Origin of the sequence: Brucella pituitosa, from assembly GCF_965577835.1 — a bacterium.
GTDB lineage: Bacteria > Pseudomonadota > Alphaproteobacteria > Rhizobiales > Rhizobiaceae > Brucella > Brucella pituitosa.
This window is the reverse complement of the sequence record NZ_OZ264093.1, coordinates 1,168,872-1,195,765: the sequence shown is the minus strand read 5'-3', so window position 1 is coordinate 1,195,765 and position 26,894 is coordinate 1,168,872. Positions and strand designations below refer to the sequence as shown.

Genomic DNA, 26,894 nt, shown 5'->3' with positions numbered 1-26,894 from the left:
CGTCGTGCGGATTCCGCGCGACGCAGCTCAACGCAATGCTTTTGCGATTGCATCAATCGTCACCCGAACGCGGGATGTTAAAGCACGTCCTCCCGGCCATATGATATGAATAGGTAATGTGGGCATTCTGACGTTTGACAGCACGGGGATCAGTGCTCCAGAGCTAAGCTGGTTCTCAACGAGCCAGTGCGGCACCTGTGCCAGCCCCAACCCGCGAGCCGCCGCATCCACAATCATGTCCACCGCAGCAAAACTATGGTTCGACGGAATATTGCGTCTGACCTCTTCTCCCCGCTCATTTAGAACAATCCATGGCTCGCGCTGACCACCACGAAACTGCGTAATACATCGATGCCGCTCAAGATCGTCCAGCATCGCGGGCATACCATGAACTGCAATATACGAAGGCGACGCACAGATAATCACTTCCTGCTGACCGATACGTTTGGAGATAAGGTCCGCACTATCAGGGAGTTGGCCAATCCTGACAGCAAGGTCATAGCCCTCGTCGATCAGATTCACGATGCGATTTTCAAAGGAAACTTCAAATTGGAGCTCATGATATTCATTAGCCAGTTGCAACAAGACCGGCGCCACACATCTGCGTCCATATAAATCCGGCAGATTAATTCGCAGCCGTCCGGCCGGAATTTCCCTTCTCGCGGAAAGTGCAATTTCCGCAGCCCCCAACTCTTCGAGCGCACGGCGGCAGCTCTCGAGGTAGACGCGTCCTTCATCAGTAAGGCGCAAACTGCGCGTGGTGCGATGAAACAACCGCACTCCAAGACGATCTTCAAGCCGCGCAATCGACTTGCTGACCGCAGATTGCGATAGCCCCAACAATGCTGAGGCCGCAGCAAAACTGCCCGACTGTTCTGCCTGCACAAAAGCCCTGATACCGTTGAACCGCTCGGTTGAAATCATCATTCGATCTTTTTTGTCCTGATTGAAGATAATTAATGCCAGAAATGCGATTTCAACTCCATGATAAGTTGCCAACCGCTCGTAAGCACATGTGTGACGAAAGGACCAGGCATGGTTGAGATGTTGAACGATAAAACTGTTGTAGTGATCGGTGGCAGCGCAGGCATCGGCCTGAATGTTGCGCAAGGAGCAATTGCACGAGGTGCCAATGTGGTGATCGGCGCACGCGATCCCGCCAAACTCACACAGGCCGCAGACGCGCTGGGGAGCCGTGGCAGAGCTTTACAGGTGGATACCGCCGATCACGCTTCGCTGGCAGGTTTTTTCCAGACAATAAGCCAGTTTGATCATCTTTTCATTTCAGCTGCGACTTATACGGTCGTTGGGTTGGATAGCGATGACGAACAAGCCATAGAAAGCCCATTCCGCTCAAAATTCTGGGGCCAATACTGGGCAGTAAAGCTCGCTATTCCCTATCTGGCAAAAGATGGCTCTATTACTCTGATGGCAGGTGCCGCTGGCGCAAGGCCAATCAAGGGTGGAGCGGTTTATGCTGCGTGCAACAGCGCGATTGAAGGACTCGGGCGCGGACTGGCGATTGATCTCGCACCCATCCGGGTGAATACAATATCTCCGGGCACGATTAACGGCCACCTCTGGCAAAACCGTCCGGCGGAAATTCGCAACGCCGCATTCAAGCATTATAGTCAGATCGCGCTTGCCGGGCGACCGGGAACCGAGGCAGAAGTTGCAGACACTGTGCTCTACCTGATGAGCAATAGCTTTATGACAGGCTCAGCTCTTTACCCGGATGGCGGCTACGCTCTGCGTTAAAAAATGGCTGCGTTATAATAAGGTTTTAACGCAGCCACTTGAAGTTAAAAGGTTTCGCCACGCAAGTGATTGGCAAGAAAACCGAGATTATCTTGTCCCCAATAGGTCTCCGTATCGTAGATATAGGTCGGAAAACCAAAAACGCCCTTATCGACGGCACGTTCGCGATCCGATTTCCACTTGGCCTGAACGTCGTGATCATTCTCACGCCCAACCAGATACTGACCGTTGAAACCAGCTTCATCGGCCACGGCACTGCGGACTTCCGGTTTGCCAATATCCTTTGCCTCAGACCAGAATGCTTGCTGGAGGGCGCGGGTCAGCTGCAGCCAGTTCTGCCCCTCAAGATAGGCAGCAATCACCGTAAACGAAGCTGGCGTCGGATCGCTTAAAGCTGGGCGCTCATCAATGAACAGCGGCTTGCCACGAAACTTGGCCCAACGCTTGAGATCCTGCGTGCCATAAGCGCGACGGGCTTCTGGACGATTGCGCGAAAAGATGCCACCATTTTCCTCGATGACGGTAGCAAGATAAGGCTTGATTTCAACCACATGCCGCTCTGCCAGTTCCTCAAGCGTATCAAGCCCGAGATATGACCAGGGCGAGCCGATGGAAAAGAAATAATCGATAGTTTTTGGCACGTTCTGTCCTTCGCTATAAGCTTCACTCAAGAAATTATTTAAACCTCGGCAATCCGGGCGGATTGGTTTCCGATTGCTCCAGTGCTTCCTCTTGGAGATGCCAGCGATCAAGAATGCGCGTATAGTCTCCATTCTTGATCAAACCATTGGTCGCGATGGTCAAAGCATTGGCAAGTCCACTGCCTTTGCGCGTTGTAATTGCCACGTCCGAGCGATCCGGCCAGCCTGCGCTCAGCGTGCCGACACGTTTGATATTCTTGTCGCGCGAGGCGATGAATACGAGCTGCGCGTGAGGCTGCACGATCACATCGGCCCGACCCGATTGTAGAGCCAGAAGGCTGGCAGCCTCATCATCGTAATATTGCAGCTCCAGCGGCTTCAGCCCCGCCTTCTCATTCTCTTCGCTCCACTTGACCAGAATGCGCTCCTGATTGGTCCCGGCGCCCACGATGATGCGGAGGCCTGCAGCATCCTTTGGTTCCTTGATGGGGATAACGCCACTGTCGGCTTTCACAAAGAAGCCATGCAGGCCCTGCCGATAGGTCGAAAAATCGAACTTTTCCTTACGCTCTTCGGTCACTCCAACATTGGATATCACGGCATCATATTTGCCCGATGCGAGACCCAGCGGCCAATCGATCCATGCAACCGGAACGCTTTCGAGTTCGAGCCCAAGGCTTTCGGCAATGGCCGACGCATAGTCTGCATCCGCACCCACAACGGTCTTGGCATCCGTCGCATAGGCTGCAAGCGGCGGACCGCCCGGTGCAACAGCAACAGTCAATTTGCCTGGTGTGACGAATTTGAAATCAGCAGGAATGGCAGCGATTGCTGCGGCATCTTTCTGCACATGAATGCGGCCGGTCTGTTCGGGTGACAAATCAAAATCATCTTCCGAAAAGGCTGGCAGAGATGAAGCACTTACCAATGCCCATGTAGCTATTAACAGAGCACCTGCTCTCATGAACCACTCTCCATTTATGTAAAGTACGGCGGGCCGGCACAAACGTCCCCTCTTGTACCGGCCCTGCCCCTCACGAACCGCTTTTCGGCAGGCCCTGTGGATTGGTCTTGGCCTCACTGATGGCCTCCGGTCCGAGGTTCCACGTATCGAGAACCTTGGTATAGGCACCGCTTGCGATCAGATCGTTGAGAACATTGGTCAGCGGCGCTGCAAGTCCGCTGCCCTTACGCGTTGTGACCGCAATCTCGGCAGTGATCGGCCAGCCGCCACTGACAGTGCCAACCAGCTTGGTCTTGCCGTTGATGCCCGCAGAATAGGCCTGCGTCGCATTCACGCTGAATACAGCATCTGCACGGCCACTTTGAATGGCGAGATCTTTGACCGCGTCATCGTCGTAGTATTGCACCTCAATCGGTTTCAGACCGGCTGCAACATTCTGGCGATCCCATTCCAGCAGCACCTTTTCCTGATTGGTGCCTGCATCGGTGATGATCTTGAGGCCTTCAATATCCTTGGGCTGCTTCAGCTCTTTGATCGCACTGTCTGCCTTCACATAAAAGCCAAGCTCATCCTTGCGATAGGTGGAGAAATCGAACTTCTCCTTCCGCTCTTCCGTCACTGTGACATTGGAAATCACAGCATCGAATTTGCCTGAAGCAAGCCCAAGAGGCCAATCGGCCCATGCAACCGAAACCAGTTCCAGATCACGTCCGAGACTGTCGGCAATGATCTGCGCCAGATCGACATCGTAGCCGATGACAGTCTTGGAATCTGATGCATAGTCATGCAGCGGCAGATGCCCGCTGGTGCTGATCCCGATGGTCAGAACACCGTCTTTGACGAATTTGAAATCCTTGACCTCATCGATACGCTTATCGATTTTTTCAACCCGCAAACGGTTTGGCTGTTCGGGGCTGAGATCAAATTTGCCCTCACTCCATGCAGCATTCGTCATCAGCAAAGCCCCTGAAATCAGGCCCGCAGTGAAGTATCCCGCTTTTCTGATATAAGTCATATTCCCATCTCCTTGAGTGTAAAACTCTGTGTAATGACCTGATTTCTTTACATTTCGCCCCGTTACGAGCGGATCTTACGATCCGCTTTTCGGCAATCCGGCAGGGTTGGTTTTGGCCTCGTCAACGGCTTCTGAACTCAGGCTCCAGCGCTCAAGCACCTGATGATATTTGCCGTTCTTGATGAGTTCATTGAGCGACAGCGTCAGCGTATCGGCCAGACCGCTGCCTTTGCGTGTGGTGATTGCCACTTCAGCGGTCTGTGGCCAGCCGCCGCTTACCGTTCCGACGAGCTTGGTTTTGCCGTGCTGCGATGCCGCATAGGCCTGCACTGCATTGACACTGAAGACCGCGTCAGCACGACCGGATTCAAGCGCGAGGCTCTTGACCGCATCGTCGTCATAATACTGCACTTCAACGGGCTTCAGACCGGCTGCAACATTCTGCTTGTCCCACTGCAAAAGGATGTTTTCCTGATTGGTGCCGGGATCGGTAATGATCTTCAGACCCGCAATGTCCTTGGGCTCTTTCAGCGATGTAATCGCACTGTCCGCCTTGACGTAAAATCCAAGCTCATCCTTGCGATATGTTGAAAAATCAAACTTTTCCTTGCGCTCTTCGGTCACGGTCACATTGGAAATCACGGCATCGAACTTGCCGGATTCAAGCGAAAGCGGCCAGTCGGCCCAGGCGATTGGCACCAGCACAAGCTCGCGTCCCAATGTATCTGAAACCAGCTGAATGAGATCGGGATCGAAGGCCACGACAGTCTTTGCATCCGTTGCATAAGTGCTGATCGGAGGCACCCAAGGATTGATACCGACGACGAACTTGCCGTCCTGCACGAACTTGAAATCCTTGGGAACGGCATTGACGACGGCTTCGCTCTTTTCCGCGCGCAGACGGTTTGGCTGTTCCGGGCTCAAATCGAGTTCAGCGGAAAAGGCTGGCGCGCTGAACAGCGTTGCTGCTGCCAGAAAGCTGCCCAATATTGCGTTCTTGTAGTTGCCTGATTTCATTGAATGACTCCTGAGAATAATCTGAATTTTGGACAAACAATCCCCGTCGATTGCTCCGTCAGGGCGATCGTAAATGTCGGGAGTTGTGGTTTGAACTTGAGCGCATCCCGAAAAGTGCGAACCGGTTTTCGGGATGCGCTTAAAAACAACGGGCGTTCTTGCGTCAGAGGACTTTTGCGAGAAACTCCTGGGTTCGGGGATGCGTTGCCGCATTGAAAAGCTGCTCCGGCCTGCCGGTTTCGAGAATACGGCCCTCTTCCATAAAGACTACCGTATCCGCCACTTCACGGGCAAAGCCGATCTCATGGGTTACGATGACAAGCGTGGTGCCAGAGCGCGCAAGCTCCTTGATGACATCCAGCACTTCACCAACCAGTTCCGGGTCGAGCGCCGAGGTTGGCTCGTCGAACAGGATGACTTTTGGATTAAGTGCCAGTGTGCGGGCGATGGCGACACGCTGTTGCTGACCGCCGGAAAGCTGACGCGGATAGGCATTGATTTTTTCGCTGAGACCAACACGCGCTAGCAGACGTTTGGCAATCACGGTCGCGGCATCCCGGCTCAGGCCACGGACAATCATCGGTGCTTCGATTATGTTTTCCAGCACGGTCAGATGCGGGAAGAGATTGAAGTTCTGAAACACCATGCCGACATCGACGCGCTTTTTCAGAATATCTTTTTCTTTCAGCTCATAGAGGGTGTTGCCGCTCTGGCGATAGCCCAGCAGTTCGTCATCGATTGAGATAAAGCCGTCGTCAACACGCTCCAGATGATTAATCGACCGCAGCAATGTCGACTTGCCCGAACCCGATGGGCCGAGGATTGCAGTCACACTACCGGGCTTGATGTGCAGGCTGACATTATCGAGAACGAGATTGTTGCCGAAACTCTTGGATACACCGTGGATATCCACCGCACCGCGTCGTGCACCGGTGAAGCCACTGACGGCCAGCGTTTCGGTAATCTGTGCATCCTGGTCACGGCTTACGACGTTCTGGGCTGAGGTCGGTGTCGTGGCTTGTGCCGGAATAAAACGGGCAAATAAGCGTGTCAGAATTGCTGGCGGCGGATTGCGCAATGCACCGCGCGAGAAATGCCGCTCGATGTAATATTGCGCGATCGACAGCACCGTCATGATGATCAGATACCAGACGGTCGCAACCATCAGCAGCGGGATCACTTCAAGATTGCGGCGGTAGATGACCTGCACCGTGTAGAAGAGTTCAGGAAGCGCAAGCACGTAGACCATCGATGTGCCTTTAGCGAGACCGATAATCTCATTGAAGCCCGTTGGAAGGATCGTGCGCATGGCTTGCGGAAGCACGATGCGGAAGGCTTGCCTGCGTCGTGGCAAACCAAGCGCGGCGGCGGCTTCGAGCTGACCCTGATCGACAGACAGAATACCGCCACGGATGATCTCGGATGAGAAAGCAGCCTGATTGAGACTCAATCCCAGAAGGGCGGCAGCAAATGGACTGAGGATCTGAACGGTTGGATATTCGGCAAAGGTGATATCCGTATAAGGCACACCAAGCCTAACAGTTTCATATAGATAGCCGAGATTGTTGAGAACGAGAAGTAAGACGATCAGCGGAATGGATCTCAGCAACCAGATATAGGCCCAGGAAAGACTCGATAGCAGCGGAGAGCGTGAAACGCGAGCAAGCGCCAGCGCGGTTCCCAGCGCAAAACCGAGAACTGTTGCGAGCGCCGTCAGCCACAAAGTCCGCATTAATCCTACGAGGACGGGCTCAGACAGAAACCATTCAGCAAAGACCGGCCAGCCCCATTTCGGATTTGTCAAAACAGACTGGATAACCGCGATAATCAGTCCTGCGGCAAAGATTGTTCCAATCACGCGCGCCGGATAACGCGCCGGAACGATCTTGTAGTGCTTGAAGTCGCCCGGACTTACGCGGGAAGTATCTTCCCTATCTGTCCCTACAAAATCTGTAGCAATTGCCATGATCAACGTCGCTCCGAAATATCATTTAACTTATGATCCAATACAGACGCGTCTGCCATGGAAGTCACTGAACTCAATATTCGGAGAAGAGAGGATAAGTTTCAAAACAAATAAGTCTATTTAAACACTGTTGAATGGATGTTTTTTCCATTATTCGCGATCATCTGTCACGCATTGACTTAACCTGAAGCTGCCTTTTTCAATTCATTATCGACAGTGTGAAAATCGACTTCATGAATATTATGAAGGCTCTTCTCAAAAGGAAGTGTCCCATAAATTTCCGGATCGGCGGACACATCAAAGAGCGCCGTATATCCGTTTCTTAAGTAAAGCTCTTTGGCTTCCGGCTGCCGGAAACCGGTGGTCAGATAAACGCGCTTGTAACCCTGACGATGCGCCTGCGCTTCCAACTCTTCAAGCACCCTTTTGGCCAACCCCTGTCGGCGCAAATTGCTATGCGTCCAGATGCGCTTGAATTCGGCTGTAACATCGTCATAGCGCATGAATGCACCGCCACCGATTGTCTGGCCATCACGGAGCAGCAGCAGGAAATTGCCGTGCGGAGGCGCGAAGGCTTCCGGCGGATATTTGTTCATTTCCGCAGCCGCACCTTCGTCACTGAAATAATTACCGTAGCGCGTGTCATACTCGATTGTCAGCGCCTCGATCAGCGGCACTGCACGAATGTCAGTCGTTGAAGTGTAGAGAAATTCATCCGCCATGATATGGACTTCCGTATCAGTTGAGAGAAGCTTCGGTCAGACGCACCCAGAACAGGGCTGCTGGCAGTAAGATGTCATCGTTGAAATTATAGTCAGGACTATGCAAACCGGCGCTGTCGCCATTACCGATGAAGAAATACGTCCCCGGTTTCTGTTCGAGCATAAAGGCAAAATCCTCACTGGCCGTGCGCGGTCGGAAATCTTCGATGACAGTGCCGCTGGAGAAAGTGCCGAGCGCGACCTGTCGTGCAAAATCCGTCTCGGCTTTTGCGTTGATCAGCGCAGGAAAGCCCCACTGATAATTGACATCAGCAACAGCACCAAAACTTTCGGCCTGAGAACGCGCGACAGCTTCAATCCGCCGCCGCAATTCCTCGCGCACAGTTTGCGAGAATGAGCGAATGGTAATGCCAAGATCGACATGCGCTGGAATGACATTCAACGCATCGCCGCCATGAATGGAGGCCACCGTCACCACACCCATATCGAGCGGATCGAGATTGCGCGCGACCACCGTTTGCAGGGCCAGAACAATGGATGAAGCAACCACAACCGGATCGACCGACTTGTGCGGCTCCGCACCGTGACCACCACGCCCGTTTACGCGAATTCTTGCACGGTCTACCGATGCCATCGCGGGGCCGGTCACAAAACCAAATTTTCCTGCGGGCACACCCGGCCAGTTATGCAGCCCATAAACGGCATCGCACGGAAAGCGCTCAAAGAGGCCGTCTTCGATCATGCGTCGGGCACCTGCCCCGATCTCCTCAGCAGGCTGGAAAATGAGATGCACAGTGCCGGAAAAACGACCGGACTGGGCGAGATAGCGAGCCGCTGCCAGCAGAATGGTCGTATGTCCGTCATGGCCACATGCGTGCATCACACCGGAATTACTGCTTGCATAATCGAGCCCGGTATCCTCGATGATCGGCAGGGCGTCCATGTCCGCCCTGATGCCGATGGTCTTGCTGGAGTTGCCACGCTTCAATGTGCCAACGACGCCAGAACCGCCAACGCCGGTTGTAACGTCGTAGCCCCACTGACTGAGATGGTCCGCCACCAGAGCAGAGGTCCGTGTCTCCTTGAACGCCAGCTCCGGATGGGTATGAATGTCGCGACGCAAAGCGATAAACTCGTCGATAAACGAGGCAAGACCTGCCTCGATTTCCAGTTTCCGGTTTGCATCTGGCGACCGTTGAATATTCATGCCGCACCCTTTCGGTGACTTCCGGCATCATTGTTTTCAACGGGCTTCGCATAACGGCTCTGCGGATGCTCCAACCCAAGATTTCTGCGCAGCGTATCGTGTTTCAGGCTGCCTTCATGATATCCGCGTTCTTCCAGAATTGGCAGAACATGGGCAATGAAATCATCCAGCCCTTCGGCAATCACCGGGAAACCAAGGATGAAACCGTCAGCAGCCTTCTGCTCTTTCCAGAGAATGATTTCGTCAGCAATCTTCTCTGCCGTGCCGATGAAGGACGTGCGTGGTGTGGCTACATTCAAGGCCACTTCACGCAAGGTCAGCTTATTCTCAGACGCGTCACGCTTGATCCGATCCGTTGTCGAACGGAAGCTGTTCTTGCCGACATCGCCAAGATCAGGGAACGGCGCATCGAGATCATAGGCGGTAAAATCATGATGATCAAAGAAACGACCGAGATAAGAGAGCGCCTCATTCACGCTCACCAGATTACGGATCGCCTGATATTTCTCTTCGGCCTCTGCATCGGTTCGCCCGACTATGGGACCAATGCCGGGATAAATGCCGACATCATCCTGCGAACGCCCATGCGCAACAGCGCTAGCTTTGATCTGCGCATAAAATGTCTGGCTGTCCTTGATGGTGCCCGCATTGGTGAACACGGCGTCCGCGTGTTTGCCCGCAAGTCCGACACCCGCCTCGGAAGCACCGGCCTGAAAGATGACAGGCTGGCCCTGAGGGGAGCGCTGGATATTAAGCGGCCCTTCAACCGAGAAAAAGCGCCCCTTATGGTCGAGCCGATGGAACCCTTCAGGCTTGTAAAACTGCCCGCTCTCACGATCACGAACGAAGGCGTCTTCATCCCATGAATCCCAAAGGCCTTTGGTCACGTCGAGGTATTCATCGGCGATTTCATAACGCAGAGCGTGCTCGGGATGCGGTTTGCCATAGTTGCGGCCTGACCCTTCGAGCGGCGATGTCACCACGTTCCAGCCCGCACGCCCGCCTGAGATGAGATCAAGCGATGCGAACTGTCGTGCAACCGTAAATGGATCGCTATAGGACGTCGAAACCGTGCCTGCCAGACCAATGCGCTTCGTGTTCGCTGCGAGCGCCGAAAGCACGGTCAAAGGCTCAAAGCGATTGAGAAAATGCGGAATGGAAATCTCGTTGATATAGAGCCCGTCTGCGATGAAGGCGAAGCTGATGCCAGCCTCTTCGGACTTGCGTGCCGCATCAATGAAAAACTGGAGGTTCACACTGGCATCTGCCGGCCCGGATGGATGTTTCCAGGCATTCATATGTCCGCCTGCACCCTGCAGCATCACACCGAATCTAATCTGCTTGGAACTCATTTGAGGTACTCCCTATAGCCAGTGGCTTTGATCAGGCGGCAATAGCCAGACGTTCGCCTGCGAGGCTTTCGATGGCAGCTAATCTTTGCTCATGTGAAACGGCGGGGAACTCGAGCACAAACTCGGTCACCCCATATTGCGCATGCAGCTCATCGAGCTTCTGCTTCACCTGTTTTGCTGAGCCTGCGAGCACATTTGGATGCTTTTCTTCAATGCGATAATCAGTCTCTCCAGCCTGACGCGCAAACTCGGCGGCGGCTTCCGGAGTGCCTACTGAAACCGATGTTCCAGAGGAGAGATGAACCTTGAAGATCTTGATTTTCGAGACTGCGGCATCAACCGCGTCTTGGCTCTCGGCAACCACTGCACCAAGCGCCAGCACCGGCACTTTTCCAGTCACATTGCGATAGGCGTCGAAGGTCTTTTGCAAATTGGCAGTATCGCCGTTCAAATGACCGGCATAGACAAAATCCCAGCCGGAATGTGCGGCAAGCAGCGCGCTTTCAGGGCTTGCACCTAGTACAAATTTTTCCGCAGACGCCTGTGGTTTGGGGGTTGCGGCCAGTCCTTCAAACGGACCGGAAGCGATCTTGTCACCACCAAGAAATGCGCTGAGCTGTTCAAGCTTGCTGTTAAAATCGAGCCGCTCTTCGCTGCCTGTTTCCTGCTGCAAGGCCTTGGTTGACAATGGAAGTCCGCCCGGAGCCTTGCCGACACCGAGATCAACGCGCCCACGCCCGAGGGCGGCTAGAAGGTTGAAGTTTTCGGCAACTTTGTAGGGGCTGTAATGCTGAAGCATCACGCCGCCAGAACCAATTCTGACCCGCTTTGTCGATGCCAGAAGATAGGAAACAAGCACCTCGGGCGAAGGTCCGGCCAGCTCATCCGCGTGATGATGCTCCGCAACCCAAAAGCGTTTGTAGCCCGCTTGCTCCGCAGCCTGAGCATAAGACACGGTATTCGCAAGGGCGGTTTCCGCATTACCAGCCTGTGCTACCGGGCTCTTGTCGAGAAGGCTTAACTGATAGGGCATTGGCGCATCCATTTTCGCTGAGCATCAGATTTTTGAGGCGGAGCCTTCTGTGCAGCGCGCACGAGCACGGACCAGCCGAGCATAGTTTCTCGACTTCGCGACAAAATCTCAAAGATCAGGCGACTGAAATATGCAGTGTTGAGGCAAATTTATTCTTTGTGGATGGAATATGTTGAAATGGACAGCTTGGTGACTGTCGCTCCACCGGTCTTGATAAAAATGATAGGTAGACTCTCGCAGCGGCTAAAATGCACTGCCGCTGCGATCCATTCTCGTGTCGAACTCAGAGATAACGGCGTGGGTTGGCTGCCAGATAGAAAGTATTGATCAGCGTGTTGATGTCGAACACCGGTAAACCGGATTCAGCAGCCACATAGGACGAAAACGGGCACATATTTGTGCATTCAAACAAGATCGCGCCTGGATTTTCACAGCTCGCCATGAACTCCCGCGTCATTTCCAGCATCTCTTCCTTCAGCACTTCTGTGTCGAGATAATCGCGGCCTTCGATATAGGTCTGCGGAAACTCGGCATCCTGCTTCATGCCCTGCACCTGCACAGGAATAACCTCAGATGACCAGCCAACACCTTTGAAATGTGCATCATTCATATGATGCGCGCGCTCGGTAAAGACGCCGATGACTTTGCCAGGAGCCAGCATTGCATGAACAATCGGTGCCTGCATCAAGGACGAAGTGAAGACCGGAATGTTGACCGCTGCCGCGATATCCTTTTGAAACGGCCCAAGAAAGCCGCAACTCGTGGTAATGGCGCGAACGCCTTCCGCTTCCAGCTCGCGCGCGGCTTCGATAAAAGGCTCAATCAGCTTGGGATCAGGATTATTGCCCATAATGCGTGTGGCATGAGCACCTTTCACCGTCTTGTAGCGAACGGGAAAATCATAGGACAGGGCATTGCCAATATCGCCAGCCGGACGAGGAAAAATCGTATCCAGCATAAGAACGCCGATCTGCTGGCCATAATTGGTGTAGCCACCTTTGAGCATCATTGTTTTATTCCTTTGGATTAAGAAAACTAGTGACCGAAGCGAGAAGGCGAGAAGACGCGAGCGCTTTCGGAAGGTAGGTTGTTGATTTCATCGAACACCATATCGGCGGTCTTGGGGGCTGCAGCGATCCCGATATGACCATGACCGAAAGCTGCTATAATTCCGGGATGGCGTGTGAGTTTTCCAATCACCGGAATCCCATCGGCAGGCGATGGCCGGTGCCCCATCCAAAGTTTCATATGCTGCAAATCATGCTTTGCCAGATTGGGATAACTCGTCAGCGCGTGTTTCAGCAGCACTTCTGAACGTCTCCAGTCGGGAGCTTTCTCTACAGTTGCCAGTTCAACCTGACCGGAAAGCCGCAATCCCATATTGGTCGGCGTATTGCCCATTCTCCCGGTGCTCGGCATGATCGGGATATCGAAGGGGACCTCTGTCATCGGCAGGGTTACGTGATAACCGCGCTCGCTCTGCATAGGCACATGCATGCCGAGATCGTGCATAATACGCCCCGAATGGATGCCTGCTGCCAGCACAATATGATCGGCGGCAATACTCTCATCATTATCGAGCACAACACGCGGCGAAACGCCGGTGAGAACTCTCACGACATTTCTTCGGATGAAGCGAACATCGGCTTTTTCAGCCTGCGCCACGATACCTGCGACATAACCTCCAGTATCGAGACAATGTGCGCCTTCTGTCACATGTATGGCAAAGCGATAGTTGCTCCCAAGCGCCGGGATACGTTCACGCAGTTCCGCTTCCTGCCACTCGTCGAACAGGATGCCGTTATCGCGACGCAGCTTCCAGCTGAGTGCTTCGACCTCAAATGCAGCCCTGTCAGGATAGGCGTAAAGCAAACCCTTCTGCACAATGAGATGTTCCTGCCCGGTCTTTCTGGCCAGCTCAAGATGCCGTTTTGGTCCGTCATTGAGCAACCAGTTGAGCTTGGCCGCAGTTTTCGTCACGCGTGATTTGGTTGCGCCCGCAAGCAAAAACCGCATCAACCACGGCGTCAGCCTTGGAACCGATTTCCAGTCGAGGGTCAGTGGCCCGTTGCGATCAAGCAGAAAGCCCGGCACCTGCCGCCATAGTCCCGGCATACTCATTGGAATGATCGAAGCTGGGCTGATCCAGCCACCATTCCCGTAGCTTGCACTTTGCTCACCACCCGGCTGTGAGCCATCACACAGCGTAACCTTCAGGCCTGCCTCAGCAAGCCGCAAGGCGGTTGTGGAGCCGATAATGCCAGCCCCAACGACAATAACATTGCCTGTCATGACATTTACCCGTTCTGCACGTGCATTTATGCGAGGCCGCCATGGAAATGGCTTAAGAACTCACGGGTTGCAGCTTCGCGCGGCTCATTGATCACCTGACGAGCATCGCCGGTTTCAACGACGTAACCGTCCTGCATAAAGATGACTTTGTCAGCGACATCGCGCGCGAAAGCCATTTCATGGGTGACAAGGATCATCGTCATGCCCTGCTCGGCCAGTTGTCGAATGACCGCCAGAACTTCACCGACCAGCGCCGGATCGAGTGCCGATGTCGCTTCATCAAACAGCATCACGTCGGGACGCATCGCTAGCGCTCGTGCAATCGCCACACGCTGTTTCTGTCCGCCGGAAAGCTGCTCAGGTCTGGCATCGGCACGAGCTGCAAGCCCAACCTTCTCCAGCAGTTCCATAGCCAGTTGACGCGCTGCCCTTTTGTCCTGCTTGAGAACAGTGACCGGCCCGATCATCACGTTATCGAGGACACTCATATGCGGAAACAGGTTGAAGTTCTGGAACACCATCCCGGTATTGGCGCGGAATGCCGCGAGATATTTGTCTTTAAGCGACACGTTCCCGAACGAGAAATCTATCTTCTGCTCACCAATTGCGATGCAACCCCCATCGGGCAGCGAAAGCAGATTGAGACTGCGCAACAGCGTTGATTTGCCGGAGCCGCTTGGTCCGATAAGCGCTACCACCTGTCCGCGCTCGACAGTGAGGCTGATATTGCGCAGCACCTCGATGTCGCCGAAAGACTTTTTCAGCCCACGCACTTCAATCATCGGTTCAGCACTCATAGCTTATCTCCACAATGACGATTCGCTCAATACGGTTCATCATTTCAGCCTGCCTTCCAGCCCATGGGCGAGCCGCGTCAGAGGGAAGAGAACGGCGAGATAAAGCACTGCAATCAGGGTGTAGGTTTCAAGCGGCCGATAAGTAGCCGAAGTTACAAGCTGGCCCTGATAAAGAAGATCAGGCACAGCTAGAACCGATAAAAGCGATGTGTTTTTCAGCTGAAGCACAGACTGGTTGACCAGCGGCGGCACCATGCGGCGCAGTGCCTGTGGCAGAATGATCTTGCCCATCAACTGACCGCGGCGCATACCGATTGCACGTCCAGCGTCCCATTGCCCTGCATCAATTGAAACAATACCGCCACGGATGATTTCTGCATAAAAGGCCGCGCCATAGAAGGTAAGCGTGATGAAAGCCGCCATGGCGGGCGAAATTTCAAAGCCAATCAGCATTGGAAGCGCGTAATAGCACCAGACAAGCTGCACCAGCACCGGCGTACAGCGGAAAATTTCAACGACCGTCATGATGGGAACGGTGATAATCTTGTTGCCTGAAAGCCTGCCCAGAGCAAAAACCGTTCCGACGAATATGCCCGAGAGTACGGTTATAATCGTGAAACCGACGGTGTAGGCCAGGCCCTGAAGGAATAAACCCCGATACTGCCAGAGGCCGGAAAAGTCCCATTGATAGTCCATTAATTCACTCTTTCTGACATCCCGGTAAAGGCGCGGGAAGACGTTGAGCTGAACAGCCAATGTCCAAGCGACAGAACATCGAACACAGGCAAGCCGCATGTTTTTGCAACGGCTTGAGCGAATGGCGGCATGTTCGTGCATTCAAGAACAACAGCACCAAGGTCGGGTTCGCGCGACTTCAACTCTCGCGCCGCATGTGTGATTTCAGCTTCAAGCGCAGCGCAATCATAAGTTCCACTGCCTTCAATCAGTTCACGAAATGCGCCGCCGTCTGGCATGCCAATCCGTGGCGTCCTGATGTCGGCACCACAAGCAGCAAAGATCGCATCATCGAGGCTCGCTTCATCATAGGTGATCACACCCACTTTGCGTTGCGGTCCGATCAGTGTGCTTACCATCGACAACTGAAGCAGGCTGGAAGTGGCAATCGGCACCGAAAGCTTTGCACTCAGCGCGCTTTGGTGGCGTGCCATGAAACCGCAAGACGTCACCAGCGCGCTACAGCCTTCAGCAATCAAGGCTTCACCCGCAATGACGAAGTCTTCGATCAGTCCGGAGCCACCCTGACGAATGATCTTATCAGGCGATGCTCCTGTTACCTTTTTGAAACGCACTGGCATCTCCCAGGATGCCGGATTGCCGACATCTCCAGGCGGACGCGGAAAGCCGGTGTCAAGCATGATGACACCGAGTGATTTTTGCTCGAGCTGCATGATGGTGGACGCGTCAGAACTTCAGAGTTGGCGGCAGGTCAGATGGCTGCACGCCAACAAGCGAAAGGCTGCTGACGATCCACTCATTGACCTTGCCCTCCTCGCGACGCTTTTTGAGCCAAACATCAACGTAGTCGCGGAATTCGCCCTTTTCGTCTTTACGCACACCAATCGTCGTTGGCTGGCTATCCAGCGGCTCCGGAACAAAAACCTTAAATTTGCTGCCAAGCTTGTGCGCCGTTACCACAGACATCAGCGCAACCTGCACAATCGCATCTGCCCGGCCAGACTGTAGTGCGATAACTGTTTCATCCGCACCCTTGAGCGCAACGAGCGTGCAATTGGGTAAGGTTTTGCGGGCGAAAAGATCCTGGGTTGATCCGAGATCAACCGTGACGCGGATTTCCGGCTTGTTCAATTCTTCCCAATTTTTGATCTCGCGGTCCGCACTGGTGATGACGGTGAAGACGTTATCCATCATGGCTTCGGTGAAATCGACGGATTTCGCGCGCTCAGGATTGTTGCTGAGGGCAAACATGATGTCGATTTTGCCGCCCTGAAGGTCCATGACGGAATTACCCCAGGTGGTTTCGACCATTTCGAGCGGAACGCCAATATATTCAGCCAAGTCTCTGCCCATGGAAACGCAGAAGCCATCCCATTCACCAGTGGCGAGATTTTTCTGATAATAAGGTGGCGTGCCGTTAAATACACCGATACGCAGAGCGCCCCGGTCCTTGATGGATTTCAGTGTCACACCTTCTTCGACAGCCCACGAAAAGCCGGGGGCAAGCATGACAGCAGTACCACCCAAAAGCGTCGTCTGGATAAACTTACGTCTATTCATTGTTGTTTCCCTCTTTTTGAATCGAGCATTCCATTGAGCATTATTGGGCACTTGAATGCGCCAGGCTGCTTTCTCTATTAAACTTATTGGAAAGTACCACCGAGTAACTGACGTTCTCGATACCTTCGATTTGTGCCAGCTCCTCGATGAGTGCTTCCAGATCTTCGAGAAACCCGACATGAACCCGGCACAATATGTTGGCCGGGCCACTAATAGCATCAGCGGTCAGGATTTCCGGATAGGCGCGCAAGGCTGCAAACAAGCGCTGCACAATGCGTTGTGAGGCCGTGATGAACAAATAGGCGGAAATGCTGTTATCATCCTTCGCCCGGCGAACGATAGCCCGATATCCCAATATGACGCCACGACGTTCCAGACGGCCTATTCGCTCCTGAACACTTGATCGGGCAAGGCCCACGCGCCGCGCCAGTTCACTCGCCGGGAGACGTGCGTTTTCCTCCAGGATACTGACCAGATTTCGGTCGATACTATCACCGTAGTCCATCGTGTTCCCTTATGTTTATTTTTAATGAGAATGCGGCGCTTTCTCATCAAATAAAAGCATTGAAAATTGGATTAAGCATGACTTAAACTCATGATCAAACTCAGAGGTATCCAATGCGCCGCTTTCTTCCATCCCTTTCAGCTCTGCACGCTTTCGATGCTTCGGTACGCTATCTGAGCTTCACGCGCGCATCGGAAAATCTTGGGATGACCCAAAGCGGAGTGAGCCGCCAGATACAGAATCTTGAATCTTTTCTTGGGCTTAAACTGTTTGAACGCGCTGGACCGCGACTGGTTCTGACCGAAGAGGGGCAGAACTATTACGAGGAAGTTTCGCGCATTCTGGCAAAGCTTGAAGAAGTGTCGATGGATGCAGTCCGTGGGTATAAAACGCAAAGCCTGCTCAAAGTGGGTCTGCCGCCGACACTGATGCGCAAATGGGCACCAGGCATTATCAGCACCTTTGCGAGATCTCATCCGCAGATTTGGTTTGAGGTGTTTCCCTGCTCCCACGATCTTGACTGGGGGAAGTCCGATCTCGATCTTGCCGTACTGCGCGGCATCGGCAATTGGGCCAATGTGCGTAGCCATTTGCTTTTCGATGAAGAGCTCGTCGTGATCGGATCGCCTGACATCGTGCCTGAAAACGGGCTGGCCGGAGATGTCGAATTGCTCGACTTTCCGCTGATCCAGAACTCAAACAGGCCTAGCCTATGGCTGCATTGGCTGCGCGGCGCGGGTATCCATTACAACAAGCGTATCTTTGGGCCGCGCCTGCCAACGCATGACGTTATTATCGAATGCGCCGTGGCGGGTATGGGGCTCGCCATCGCGCCCAGAATTTTCGTACAGGAAGAATTGCGTTCCGGAAAACTCAAACTGGCACTTGAGCGCGTGCAGACATCTGGCGAGAGCTATTTTCTTTGCTCAGCGCAGGCGCGTCAGGGTTCGAAAAATGTCCGTCTGTTCCGCGATTGGTTTATCACTGAAGCAAAACGCCACAGACATTCTCTGCCTGTGGCGCCGTAAACTACGGTGTTCAAAAACGGCTTAGACGTATGAGCGTTCAACCGGCTTCAGATTGAGCGGGTCTTCGCCGCGCTTCAAAAGCCATGAATAGACCGGCGGCACACGGTCAGCGATCGATTCAACATAAATATCGACAAAGCAAGGACCGTCCTTCCACGCGAAAGCTTCGGCCAAGGCTATATCAACCTCCGCAGCGGTTTTGGCAGTCCACGCTTTCAGGCCGTAGGCTTCGGCAATGGCTTGCCCCTTTGGCGCAAGAAAATCGACGCCAAAACATTGATTGTGCCCCTTCAACCTGTGCAAACCTTTGATCCAGCCAAATGTCGCGTTGTTGAACAGGATCAGAATGGCCGGCACCTGCAAGCGCACCAGCGTTTCAAGCTCGCCTACCGTCATGCCGAAAGAACCATCACCGAACAGTCCGATGGGACGCTTGTCCGGATCGGCACGCCAAGCACCAACCGTGGCTGGAAGTGCTGATCCAAGACCACCAAAAGCACGCGGAATGGCAAACCGTGTTTCCTGATCGTTGATTTTCAAGAAACGTGTCATATAGGGCGTTGGTGTACCTGCATCAGAGTAAATCAGGGCTGGCTGTCCCGATTGACTCAATGCATCATTGAAGGAACGAACAACCCGTTCAGGACGCAACGGCACACGCTCATCGTTCAAAGCTTCCTCAGCATGTTCCCAGAATATGCGCCTGCGAGCATTCAATTCCTCGATCCAGCCATCGTGCTTTTTCGGTTCAATCGTCAGCTCGATCTGTAGTAATTCTTCAAGAACCAGCAATGCATCGCCCTGAATGGAGAGCAAATTCTCATAGTTGTTGGCCATGATTTCAGGCGAAATATCGATTTGTGCAAGGCGCCGATTGAGCGTGATCTTGGGAAAGGTCCAGCCAATCGTCACGACAGAGCCGATGCGTGATCCGACAAACAGGGTAAAATCAGAATGTTCCAAAGCCCAATTGGCATGGGGATGATAACCATTGTCGCCGATCACCCCGATGGCCAGACGATGATCGTCATCAATCGCTCCCTGCCCCGTCATGGTTGTGCACATTGGAATGTTGTATTTCTCGGCCAGCCTTGAAATCTGATCGCCCGCTCTGGCACGATTGACGCCGCCACCGGCAACAATCAGAGGTCGTTCTGCTTTCGCAATCAGTTCGAGCAGTTCATGCAGCTTCTGTTTTGGCGGCAGTGTCGGGAAAGCCGGGAAGGTTTTGCACTCTTCTTCAATGTGCAGTGAAATGCGTGCAGGATCGACCTCAGCGAGAAGCATGTCCTCGGGGATCTGGAGATGCACCGCACCCGGTTTTCCGGAACAGGCGACGCGAAACGCACGACGGATGATTTCCGGCAATTTCTCGGCAGATTTTACCTGAACGGACAGCTTGGTCACAGGCTCAAACAGTTTGGCGCAATCAAGCTCAGTGAGAACACCGCGCCCTTCTCCCGGCAAAGGAATATCAATGGTCAGGAGGATTACAGGTATCGACGATCCATTCGATTCAGCGACAGGCGGCAGCGAATACATAGCGCCTGCACCCGACGGACACTCAAAGACACCGGGCTTATTGGTAAAACGACCATAGGCATCCGCCATATAACCGGCAGAGCGTTCATCACGCGCCATGATATGACGAATTTCGCCTTCTCGCTGTTGCAGAGCTTCATAAAGAGGCACGTTGGTATCGCCCGGCACCCCGAAGATTGTCTCCACACCATAGCCAATCAACATTTGGACCAAAATATCTGCGCCGCGCATTCTTTACTCCTTTGGAATCGTGTTGGCGCAGCTTAGGAGCAATTAATTGCGGGCTGGACCGGCGGATCGGCGGCTTTATCGTATGAGCGCCGACGAAACGCAGGCATGCAACGGCGATACCGCACTTTTACAGCGGTTCCATCGGACAAGTTGGCGTGATATTTACGAGGTTATATTCCTGCGCCCCGAAGCAGATTGAGCCGCGATTTACGCTTCTTTGGTGGCTCTGGTTCCTGAAACCGTAGCGAACGAGCCAAAGCACTCAACAAGTCCGTCTGCGAAATTAGCCCCTGAACGACATTATCCTGATCCGTTACGATAACGGCATGGGAACGGCCATCTGTCAGCAGCGGCACCAGTTTCACAACCGGTTCGTCTCTCTGGGCTGTTACAGCCTCAATCATCAGCGAACTGACATTTGCCGCAGATTGGCCCAGCTCGCGCAACCCCACAGTACCAAGCAGTTTTCCCTGCTCGCCAATCACGGGCAAGGTGCGGATATTGTGCTCAAGCAACAAGCGCCGCGCTTCGCCTGTGCTGTCGTGCTCCGCAATGCTGATAACATCACGCGACATGATATCTTTGGCCGTTACAGTACCATGGGTGCGGATAAGCGCCTGCAACTCGACCTGCCTCAGCAGTCGATCCAGATCGCCCGGATCAATATCAAACGTCTCATCGACTTCCTTCAGCGCCGAGGCAATATCATCGGATGTAAAGCCTACGCGCAAAGGTGCGGGAAGATCGTTTGTCTTATGGGTATTGGCCGGAGCTGCAACCGGCACATGGGGATATTTTCGCCCAGCCAGTTTGTGAAAGGCGATACCGAGGGCGACCAGCAATACAGAGTTGAGCCCGACAGGTATGAGAGCAAAGTGATAGCCCAGGTCAGTCACGCTCGAACCGCCAATAACAGCTGTCAAAGCGGCAGCTCCACCCGGCGGATGCAGGCAACGCGAAAGCGACATGATCGCGATAGCAAGAGCAACACCAACCCCGATGGCAATCAACGGATTACCTATGAAACGGGCAACTGTAATGCCAACAAGCGCTGAGATCACATTTCCACCGATGACCGACCAAGGTTGCGCCAGTGGACTTGCGGGAACTGCAAATATCAGCACAGCAGAAGCGCCGATTGGTGCCACGATCAAAGGGAGCTCGATCCCCCTGCCCACAATGAGAGCGGTTATCAGACCCGTCAGGCATATGCCGATCAATGCACCCAGACTGCCGATCAGCCGGTCACGCAGACTGGCACCAGCCAATATGGGCACAAAAAGCCGAAAACCGTTGAACATCATCGGTTCCTATTTCTAACCGTGAGCAAGAATATCTATCGATCCCAACAATTTCAGTAACCGGAACGAGGAACGATGTCGCGCAGGCTTATATCAAGTTGTTCTCGATTACGAGAATGCTTTTTCGTCGGTGACACAAACGTTAGACCAGCCACCCTGATCGAAGAGACCTCGATTGATCCAATAATTTACGGCTCTAAGCGTCGCAAAAACAAACAGATAGCGATAATTTTGAGAACTCGCTAAAGAGCTTCTGCCTGTTTCAAGTATCAAGGACGACTCGCATGAAATCGCGCATCATCACTTCTCAGGGCCGTGTAGCAGATCGTACTCCCGGCGCCATTCCGGGCGCTCTGGCCGTCGCAAAAGCTCTGGCGGCGCGCTATGATCTTTCCGTCAAGACTGTAGGCACACCCGCACCTGCTGTCTCCGATGACTGGCGCGAAGCGCTGCCGCAAGCTCATGAAACGCTTAAGGGTCTTGCTGCGGCTGTTTCAGAAGAATTGACTGCTGGACGTCGACCTCTCCTTGCCACCAACACCTGTTCGGCGAGCCTTGCGACGATTCCACAAGCAGCAAGCCAAATAAATGGACTGACCGTCCTGTGGGTCGATGCGCATGGTGACTTCAACACACCTGAAACAACAGATTCTGGTTACATGGGCGGAATGGCGCTTGCTGGTATCTGCGGACTTTGGGATAGCGGATATGGCGGCAATGTTGCGCCGGAAAAACTCGTGATTTTCGGAGCGCGTGACATCGATCCGGAAGAAATGGAAACGCTTAACCGCAAAAAAGTTACGGTAATTAAGCCTGAGGCAGCCAATGCACAATCGCTTTTAGCGGCAATCGGCACAGGGCCGCTTTGGATTCATATTGACTGGGACGTCATGGAGCCCGGGCTAATTCCAGCAGCTTACGCAATCGAAGACGGACTACTTGCGCCACAACTGCGCGATGCGCTGGCCGCAATTCCCGCCTCTCAAATTGCAGCAATCGAACTTGCAGAATTTGAATTGCCCGAAGACAAGCAAGCTGCTGATCACGCGCTTGACCTGATCCTCGAAATCACCGCACCGCTTTATGAAAGCATCGGTGTCTAGTGCATTTCCAGCAAAAGTGCGAAGCGGTTTTGCGTCGGATAATGCGAAAAACAAAGAGATAGAGCATAATTCCTTAAACTTGGATCAGTTTAAGGAATTATGCTCTGATTTTAAAGGGTTAGAGCGACCTTTGGGCGTCCAATAGGACGCCCGGCGCTCTAGTGCAAATTGGAGCGCCAGAATTGAACAGGATTCAGCTCTGGCGCTCTTTTTTGATGATCAGAAGATGGAAGCAATGCGGGCAGGCTTTGCTGATGACGACATGCTCGTGACAACGATCATCTTATCAAATTCGCCACGCTTGAATGCGTTTAAGAACCGCTTGTAGTCCTTGAAGACGACACAGCCATTTGAATCGCCGGCGCGACGAAGCATGTAGGTATGAGCCAGCAGTCCATCCCGATTATACGGGTTACGTCCATCGACGGGGAGTAAGCGCACAGCTTCGACGCCATGGAAAAGGCTTTCGCGCATACGAAGTTTATAGGTGCTCGGCGGTGTCGCACCCCGCATCTTCTGATCAACATAGCGCGGGTTGTCACGCATGTGACCCATGCCCGAATGCGCTTCCAGTTTTTCACCGCTCGGCAGATAAACCGTTGCTGCGGAAATATCATAAATCGCAGTCTTGTTGCGGGCTGCCTGACCAAAGAGCCGACCAAAAAGCCCGCGCTGAATATTTTCGGTTTGGCCGCTTGGAGGCGCATAAGCCAGCTGTGTTTTTTCCTGCTTTTCAGGCTTTGCAATAGTTGGTTTATCAATGATGGGCTTCTGGCCAGGAAACGGCACTTCATCAGGCAGGAAGCTGTCTGTATCGTTTTCAATTGGCGCGCGCGCTATTTGGGTATCCGGTGCAGCCATCGGAACGGGGACCGCATCGCCGGATGGCAGCGTATCCCGCAAACGGGCGCTATAATCTTGTGCTGCGGTCTGCGCCGCAATAGAGGCCGAGGCGATCACGGCGGGAGAAACAACATCCTGGGTGGGTGCAAGTTGTGCCACGCGCTCTTCGCGCGGTTCAACCACCTCGGTCGTTGCCACGGGCTGATCTTCTATGACCGATTCAGGACCGACATCTGCAATGATAGGTGCATCCGCAATTGCCTTGTTGCGCCGCCAGTCAAGATTGGAATATGGCGCATCAGCAGTATAGGCCTCAATGAAGCGCTGGCGGATAACGTGACCCATGCCAATTTTATGATCCACAACGGCCAATTGATGTGGTGTCGCCGTCGGAAGACGGCGCATGACAGGCGCTAAAGGCACGAAGGCTGGCAGCACGGCTTCCACAGTACCCAAGGCAGTCATAAGGCAGCTTCCCGCCAGAAGGCCCGCGCCCAAAAGACCTGCAACACGCAAAACACCTTTAAATACAAAAGGGTTAGGAATGTTAATCCCACGCGGCAATGCAAAATCATACGGTTCTGTGACGAACGCCATACTACTCGTCCTGAAAAATAACTGGTTTTCTCGCTGTCGCTTTGCATGAAAGTTCGGCGGAAAAGCGAAGCAATCATGGCAAAAGTGCCAACTTGAAAGTCACGCTAAGCATGGAGAATTATGGTAACTAAATTCTTTACAATCGCCCGGCTGTAGCAAAGAAAGTATGGCTGCTGCTCTCAGGCGGGCTCTCTATGCCGTGAGCAAATAGCCAACATGGGTGGTGTTTTGAAACTCAAAACCCTCGACGGCTACGCGGTTACGTCCACGACGTTTCACCCTTAAAAGGGCAATATCTGCGCGTTCCGCAGCATCCCAGATGCTCTCGTTTTTGCGCATGAGAGCCACGCCAAAACTACTGGTAAGTTTGCGCCCATTCGGCAACATTGAGAAACTATAGCGTGCCACATGATTGCATAGGCGATTGGCAAAGACTTCACATTGTTGAGCGTTGCCTTCCACAATCACGATGAATTCTTCGCCGCCAATCCGACCAACAATTCCTCCTTTTTCGGTCATTGATTGCAGCAGAGACGAAAACTCAACCAAAACCTGATCACCGATAGAGTGCCCAAATTCATCGTTAATCGCTTTGAAATGGTCGATATCCGCGATGATGATAGCGCGTTTGTTCGTATCCGAGACGATGAATTTCCGTTTAAAAGATCGCTCCAACCCACGGCGATTAAGGGTACCGGTGAGCGGATCTGAATCCCGCTCTCCTTGTAATTCGTTGATCACGTCAGCGGTCGCGACGACCAGAATGACGAGGCCGAGTAAGACCCCGATGAAGGAGACGGAAATCGTAACAAGGGCCCAATACTGGGAGTTGATCAATTGTTCACTGCTTTTAACGCCGTCAAGCATATTGAAGGTGAGTACACTTCGAAGATAAAAATGCATCGCAAATATCACAAGAACACTGTGCAATGTTCGCTCGATCCAATTACCTTCAGCCAGTTTCCGGGACTTTATACAAAGAACAGCAATCATTGTTCCAAGCCCGAAGTTCGAAGCAATCGCCATATACTTGTAAGCGATGCCAGCTTGCGCGAAATAAGCAATTATCGCCAGTGTGAACACACTGATCGATGCCCCGACAAACGGAGAAAATGGCCTGCCAAGACGAACCATGACAGCTTCACAGAAGAACAGTCCGGCCAGAAGATAGAGGGCAGTTGCAGCAAATACCGCCCCATTCAAACTCGGAAACAGATGCAAAACCTGAAGCAGTAAGCCAGTCCCAAAGGTTGCGAAGCCCAATCCGAACAGCAATATGTGTCTGCGTTTTGTGTCGAGCATCCAGACGCCCGACATCGTCGTCGCAAACAACATAATCAGAAGGGGCGGAACAAAATTCACGACAGAAGATACCGTTAAATTAAAAATTATACTAAAATCGAAATTGAACATCCTTCAAACGATAATAACTAATTTAAATCAAGTGTAATTACAGTATTAATAGCTAGGCGTTTTATATAATTACTTTATTATAAAATAATGATTTACTAATAATTATCTACAATCAACAGGATGCCAGCGCTGACAGCAGCGTTTGAATTTTAAAGACCTGTAGTTATCCCCAGATACTGATTTCAAAAATTCACCAAAATAAGGCGATGAAAGCCAAAAATACCAACATTACCTGTTACTAAATTTATTGAGGGCTTGGTGACGAGGCTCTGAAATGTCATTTTATCAGCAGGCACAGCCCCAGCGGAGAAAACATATGCGCCATCAGTTCGACCTTTTTGCTCCTCCCGCAGTGGACGGAGATAAACAGGCGGAACTGCGCCCTGCCCGCACCAAACCTGGCAAGACGACCGGTATTGATGAAGCTGAAATGATACAGCGCCTCAAGGATAGTGGTCGTTATAGGATTTTGCGGCGGCTCGACCCGGCACCGATTGTGCCCAATGCCGACAAACTCGCTTTCCCGCGTCTTGGCATCGTGGTCGATACGGAAACGACCGGGCTTAATCCTGCGCAAGAAGAAATTATCGAAATAGGTGCGGTTGCCTTCCGCTATGCAGATGATGGGTCTATCGGCGATGTCTGCGCCACTTTTGGTGCGTTGCAGGAACCATCGAAACCCATTCCCGCCGAAATCACGCGCATCACCGGTATCACTGATGAGATGGTGGCTGGACAGATGATCCCGCGTGCGAAACTCGACGCACTGATCGCGGACGCTGATCTGATCATCGCGCATAATGCAGGTTTCGACCGGCCTTTCCTCGAGCGCTTCTCACCAGCCTTCGCAAACAAGCCATGGGCCTGCTCGGTTAAGGAGATCGACTGGACGGCACGCGGCTTTGAAGGCACGAAGCTTGGCTACCTGATCGGCCAGAGTGGATATTTTCATAATGGTCATCGCGCCGAAGATGATTGTCAGGCGCTGCTGGCCGTGTTGCGCGAAACATCAGGTCGCAAACAAACCCCATTTTCCGAGTTGCTCAAGGCCAGCCGCAAATCGCGTCTGCGGATCTATGCTGAAAACAGTCCCTTTGAAATGAAGGACAAGCTGAAAGAGCGCCGCTATCGCTGGTCGGATGGCACCGATGGTCGCCCGAAATCCTGGTGGACGGAAGTCGATGAGGAAGAGTTGGACGCAGAACTGGAATATCTGCGTACCGAGATTTACGGCTGGCGTGATGCCGATCCGCTTATCGTGAAGCTGACGGCAACCGAACGCTACAAAGAGCGAACGCCGCTCAGATAAAA

General features: G+C 53.0%; 25 protein-coding genes. 4 read left to right on the top strand and 21 right to left on the bottom strand.

What is annotated here, in order from left to right; genetic code table 11:
- Window positions 1-27: 27 nt before the first annotated feature.
- Window positions 28-1,110: a LysR family transcriptional regulator gene (locus ACSME1_RS16890; protein ID WP_146113561.1), complete on the bottom strand. Its 1,083-nt coding sequence runs from the start codon at window positions 1,108-1,110 to the stop codon at window positions 28-30.
- On the opposite strand from ACSME1_RS16890, the gene ACSME1_RS16885 reads away from it, so the two are divergent.
- Complete coding sequence (locus tag ACSME1_RS16885; RefSeq protein WP_435655053.1) at window positions 1,045-1,758, top strand: SDR family oxidoreductase; 714 nt, start codon at window positions 1,045-1,047, stop codon at window positions 1,756-1,758. The two genes, ACSME1_RS16890 and ACSME1_RS16885, sit on opposite strands and share 66 nt — an antisense overlap.
- A 44-nt stretch (window positions 1,759-1,802) precedes the next feature.
- Here ACSME1_RS16885 and ACSME1_RS16880 read toward each other — a convergent pair whose 3' ends face one another.
- The 16 genes from ACSME1_RS16880 to ACSME1_RS16805 form a co-directional block, all read right to left on the bottom strand.
- Window positions 1,803-2,399 carry a 2-hydroxychromene-2-carboxylate isomerase gene (locus ACSME1_RS16880; RefSeq protein ID WP_024899979.1) on the bottom strand — a complete coding sequence of 199 codons (597 nt, stop codon included), beginning with the start codon at window positions 2,397-2,399 and terminating at the stop codon, window positions 1,803-1,805.
- 34 nt (window positions 2,400-2,433) lie between these two features.
- The gene (locus ACSME1_RS16875; RefSeq protein ID WP_105706364.1) at window positions 2,434-3,363 is read right to left on the bottom strand and encodes an ABC transporter substrate-binding protein; all 930 of its coding nucleotides are present in this window, start codon (window positions 3,361-3,363) and stop codon (window positions 2,434-2,436) included.
- 70 nt (window positions 3,364-3,433) lie between these two features.
- Entirely contained in the window at window positions 3,434-4,318 is an 885-nt protein-coding gene (locus ACSME1_RS16870) for an ABC transporter substrate-binding protein (RefSeq protein ID WP_435655455.1), read from the bottom strand.
- Between the two features lie 135 nt (window positions 4,319-4,453).
- Entirely contained in the window at window positions 4,454-5,395 is a 942-nt protein-coding gene (locus ACSME1_RS16865; protein WP_100557077.1) for an ABC transporter substrate-binding protein, read from the bottom strand.
- Window positions 5,396-5,558: 163 nt separating this feature from the next.
- A complete protein-coding gene (locus tag ACSME1_RS16860; protein WP_105706366.1) occupies window positions 5,559-7,361 on the bottom strand; it encodes an amino acid ABC transporter permease/ATP-binding protein in 1,803 nt (600 codons plus the stop codon).
- Between the two features lie 179 nt (window positions 7,362-7,540).
- The gene (locus ACSME1_RS16855; RefSeq protein WP_105706367.1) at window positions 7,541-8,083 is read right to left on the bottom strand and encodes a GNAT family N-acetyltransferase; all 543 of its coding nucleotides are present in this window, start codon (window positions 8,081-8,083) and stop codon (window positions 7,541-7,543) included.
- Window positions 8,084-8,099: 16 nt separating this feature from the next.
- Entirely contained in the window at window positions 8,100-9,290 is a 1,191-nt protein-coding gene (locus ACSME1_RS16850; RefSeq protein WP_100557080.1) for a M20 aminoacylase family protein, read from the bottom strand.
- Window positions 9,287-10,642, bottom strand: a complete 1,356-nt coding sequence (locus ACSME1_RS16845; RefSeq protein ID WP_100557081.1) for an LLM class flavin-dependent oxidoreductase — start codon at window positions 10,640-10,642, stop codon at window positions 9,287-9,289. The genes ACSME1_RS16850 and ACSME1_RS16845 overlap by 4 nt, the downstream gene beginning before the upstream one ends.
- 31 nt (window positions 10,643-10,673) lie before the next feature.
- On the bottom strand, window positions 10,674-11,675 hold the full coding sequence (locus ACSME1_RS16840; RefSeq protein ID WP_105534724.1) for an MsnO8 family LLM class oxidoreductase: 1,002 nt from the start codon (window positions 11,673-11,675) through the stop codon (window positions 10,674-10,676).
- 283 nt (window positions 11,676-11,958) lie between these two features.
- Window positions 11,959-12,684 (bottom strand): aspartate/glutamate racemase family protein, encoded by a 726-nt coding sequence (locus tag ACSME1_RS16835; RefSeq protein WP_105534622.1) that lies wholly within the window; start codon window positions 12,682-12,684, stop codon window positions 11,959-11,961.
- A gap of 26 nt (window positions 12,685-12,710) precedes the next feature.
- Window positions 12,711-13,967 (bottom strand): NAD(P)/FAD-dependent oxidoreductase, encoded by a 1,257-nt coding sequence (locus ACSME1_RS16830; protein WP_105534623.1) that lies wholly within the window; start codon window positions 13,965-13,967, stop codon window positions 12,711-12,713.
- A 26-nt stretch (window positions 13,968-13,993) separates the two neighbouring features.
- Entirely contained in the window at window positions 13,994-14,764 is a 771-nt protein-coding gene (locus ACSME1_RS16825; protein ID WP_435655052.1) for an amino acid ABC transporter ATP-binding protein, read from the bottom strand.
- A gap of 39 nt (window positions 14,765-14,803) precedes the next feature.
- Window positions 14,804-15,460: an amino acid ABC transporter permease gene (locus ACSME1_RS16820; protein ID WP_012093406.1), complete on the bottom strand. Its 657-nt coding sequence runs from the start codon at window positions 15,458-15,460 to the stop codon at window positions 14,804-14,806.
- On the bottom strand, window positions 15,460-16,173 hold the full coding sequence (locus ACSME1_RS16815; RefSeq protein ID WP_105534625.1) for an aspartate/glutamate racemase family protein: 714 nt from the start codon (window positions 16,171-16,173) through the stop codon (window positions 15,460-15,462). Before ACSME1_RS16815 ends, ACSME1_RS16820 begins: the two co-directional genes overlap by 1 nt.
- Window positions 16,174-16,186: 13 nt before the next feature.
- The gene (locus ACSME1_RS16810) at window positions 16,187-17,020 is read right to left on the bottom strand and encodes a transporter substrate-binding domain-containing protein (RefSeq protein WP_105534626.1); all 834 of its coding nucleotides are present in this window, start codon (window positions 17,018-17,020) and stop codon (window positions 16,187-16,189) included.
- Between the two features lie 40 nt (window positions 17,021-17,060).
- Window positions 17,061-17,525 (bottom strand): Lrp/AsnC family transcriptional regulator, encoded by a 465-nt coding sequence (locus tag ACSME1_RS16805; RefSeq protein WP_010659259.1) that lies wholly within the window; start codon window positions 17,523-17,525, stop codon window positions 17,061-17,063.
- A 113-nt stretch (window positions 17,526-17,638) separates the two neighbouring features.
- Between ACSME1_RS16805 and ACSME1_RS16800 the strand changes: the two genes are divergently transcribed.
- Complete coding sequence (locus tag ACSME1_RS16800) at window positions 17,639-18,553, top strand: LysR substrate-binding domain-containing protein (protein WP_105534627.1); 915 nt, start codon at window positions 17,639-17,641, stop codon at window positions 18,551-18,553.
- 21 nt (window positions 18,554-18,574) lie between these two features.
- On the opposite strand, the gene ACSME1_RS16795 is transcribed toward ACSME1_RS16800, so the two are convergent.
- Together ACSME1_RS16795 and ACSME1_RS16790 are read right to left on the bottom strand one after the other, a co-directional pair.
- A complete protein-coding gene (locus ACSME1_RS16795) occupies window positions 18,575-20,326 on the bottom strand; it encodes a thiamine pyrophosphate-binding protein (RefSeq protein WP_435655051.1) in 1,752 nt (583 codons plus the stop codon).
- A 170-nt stretch (window positions 20,327-20,496) separates the two neighbouring features.
- On the bottom strand, window positions 20,497-21,630 hold the full coding sequence (locus ACSME1_RS16790; RefSeq protein ID WP_105706369.1) for an HPP family protein: 1,134 nt from the start codon (window positions 21,628-21,630) through the stop codon (window positions 20,497-20,499).
- Between the two features lie 281 nt (window positions 21,631-21,911).
- Between ACSME1_RS16790 and ACSME1_RS16785 the strand changes: the two genes are divergently transcribed.
- Window positions 21,912-22,730 carry an arginase family protein gene (locus tag ACSME1_RS16785; protein ID WP_105706370.1) on the top strand — a complete coding sequence of 273 codons (819 nt, stop codon included), beginning with the start codon at window positions 21,912-21,914 and terminating at the stop codon, window positions 22,728-22,730.
- 219 nt (window positions 22,731-22,949) lie between these two features.
- On the opposite strand, the gene ACSME1_RS16780 is transcribed toward ACSME1_RS16785, so the two are convergent.
- Window positions 22,950-24,170 (bottom strand): DUF2778 domain-containing protein, encoded by a 1,221-nt coding sequence (locus tag ACSME1_RS16780; RefSeq protein WP_105706372.1) that lies wholly within the window; start codon window positions 24,168-24,170, stop codon window positions 22,950-22,952.
- A 192-nt stretch (window positions 24,171-24,362) separates the two neighbouring features.
- Window positions 24,363-25,532 (bottom strand): GGDEF domain-containing protein, encoded by a 1,170-nt coding sequence (locus ACSME1_RS16775; RefSeq protein ID WP_105534632.1) that lies wholly within the window; start codon window positions 25,530-25,532, stop codon window positions 24,363-24,365.
- 367 nt (window positions 25,533-25,899) lie between these two features.
- Here ACSME1_RS16775 and ACSME1_RS16770 point away from each other — a divergent pair, with 367 nt between their 5' ends.
- Window positions 25,900-26,892, top strand: a complete 993-nt coding sequence (locus ACSME1_RS16770; protein WP_105534633.1) for a 3'-5' exonuclease — start codon at window positions 25,900-25,902, stop codon at window positions 26,890-26,892.
- The last annotated feature ends 2 nt before the right edge of the window (window positions 26,893-26,894 follow it).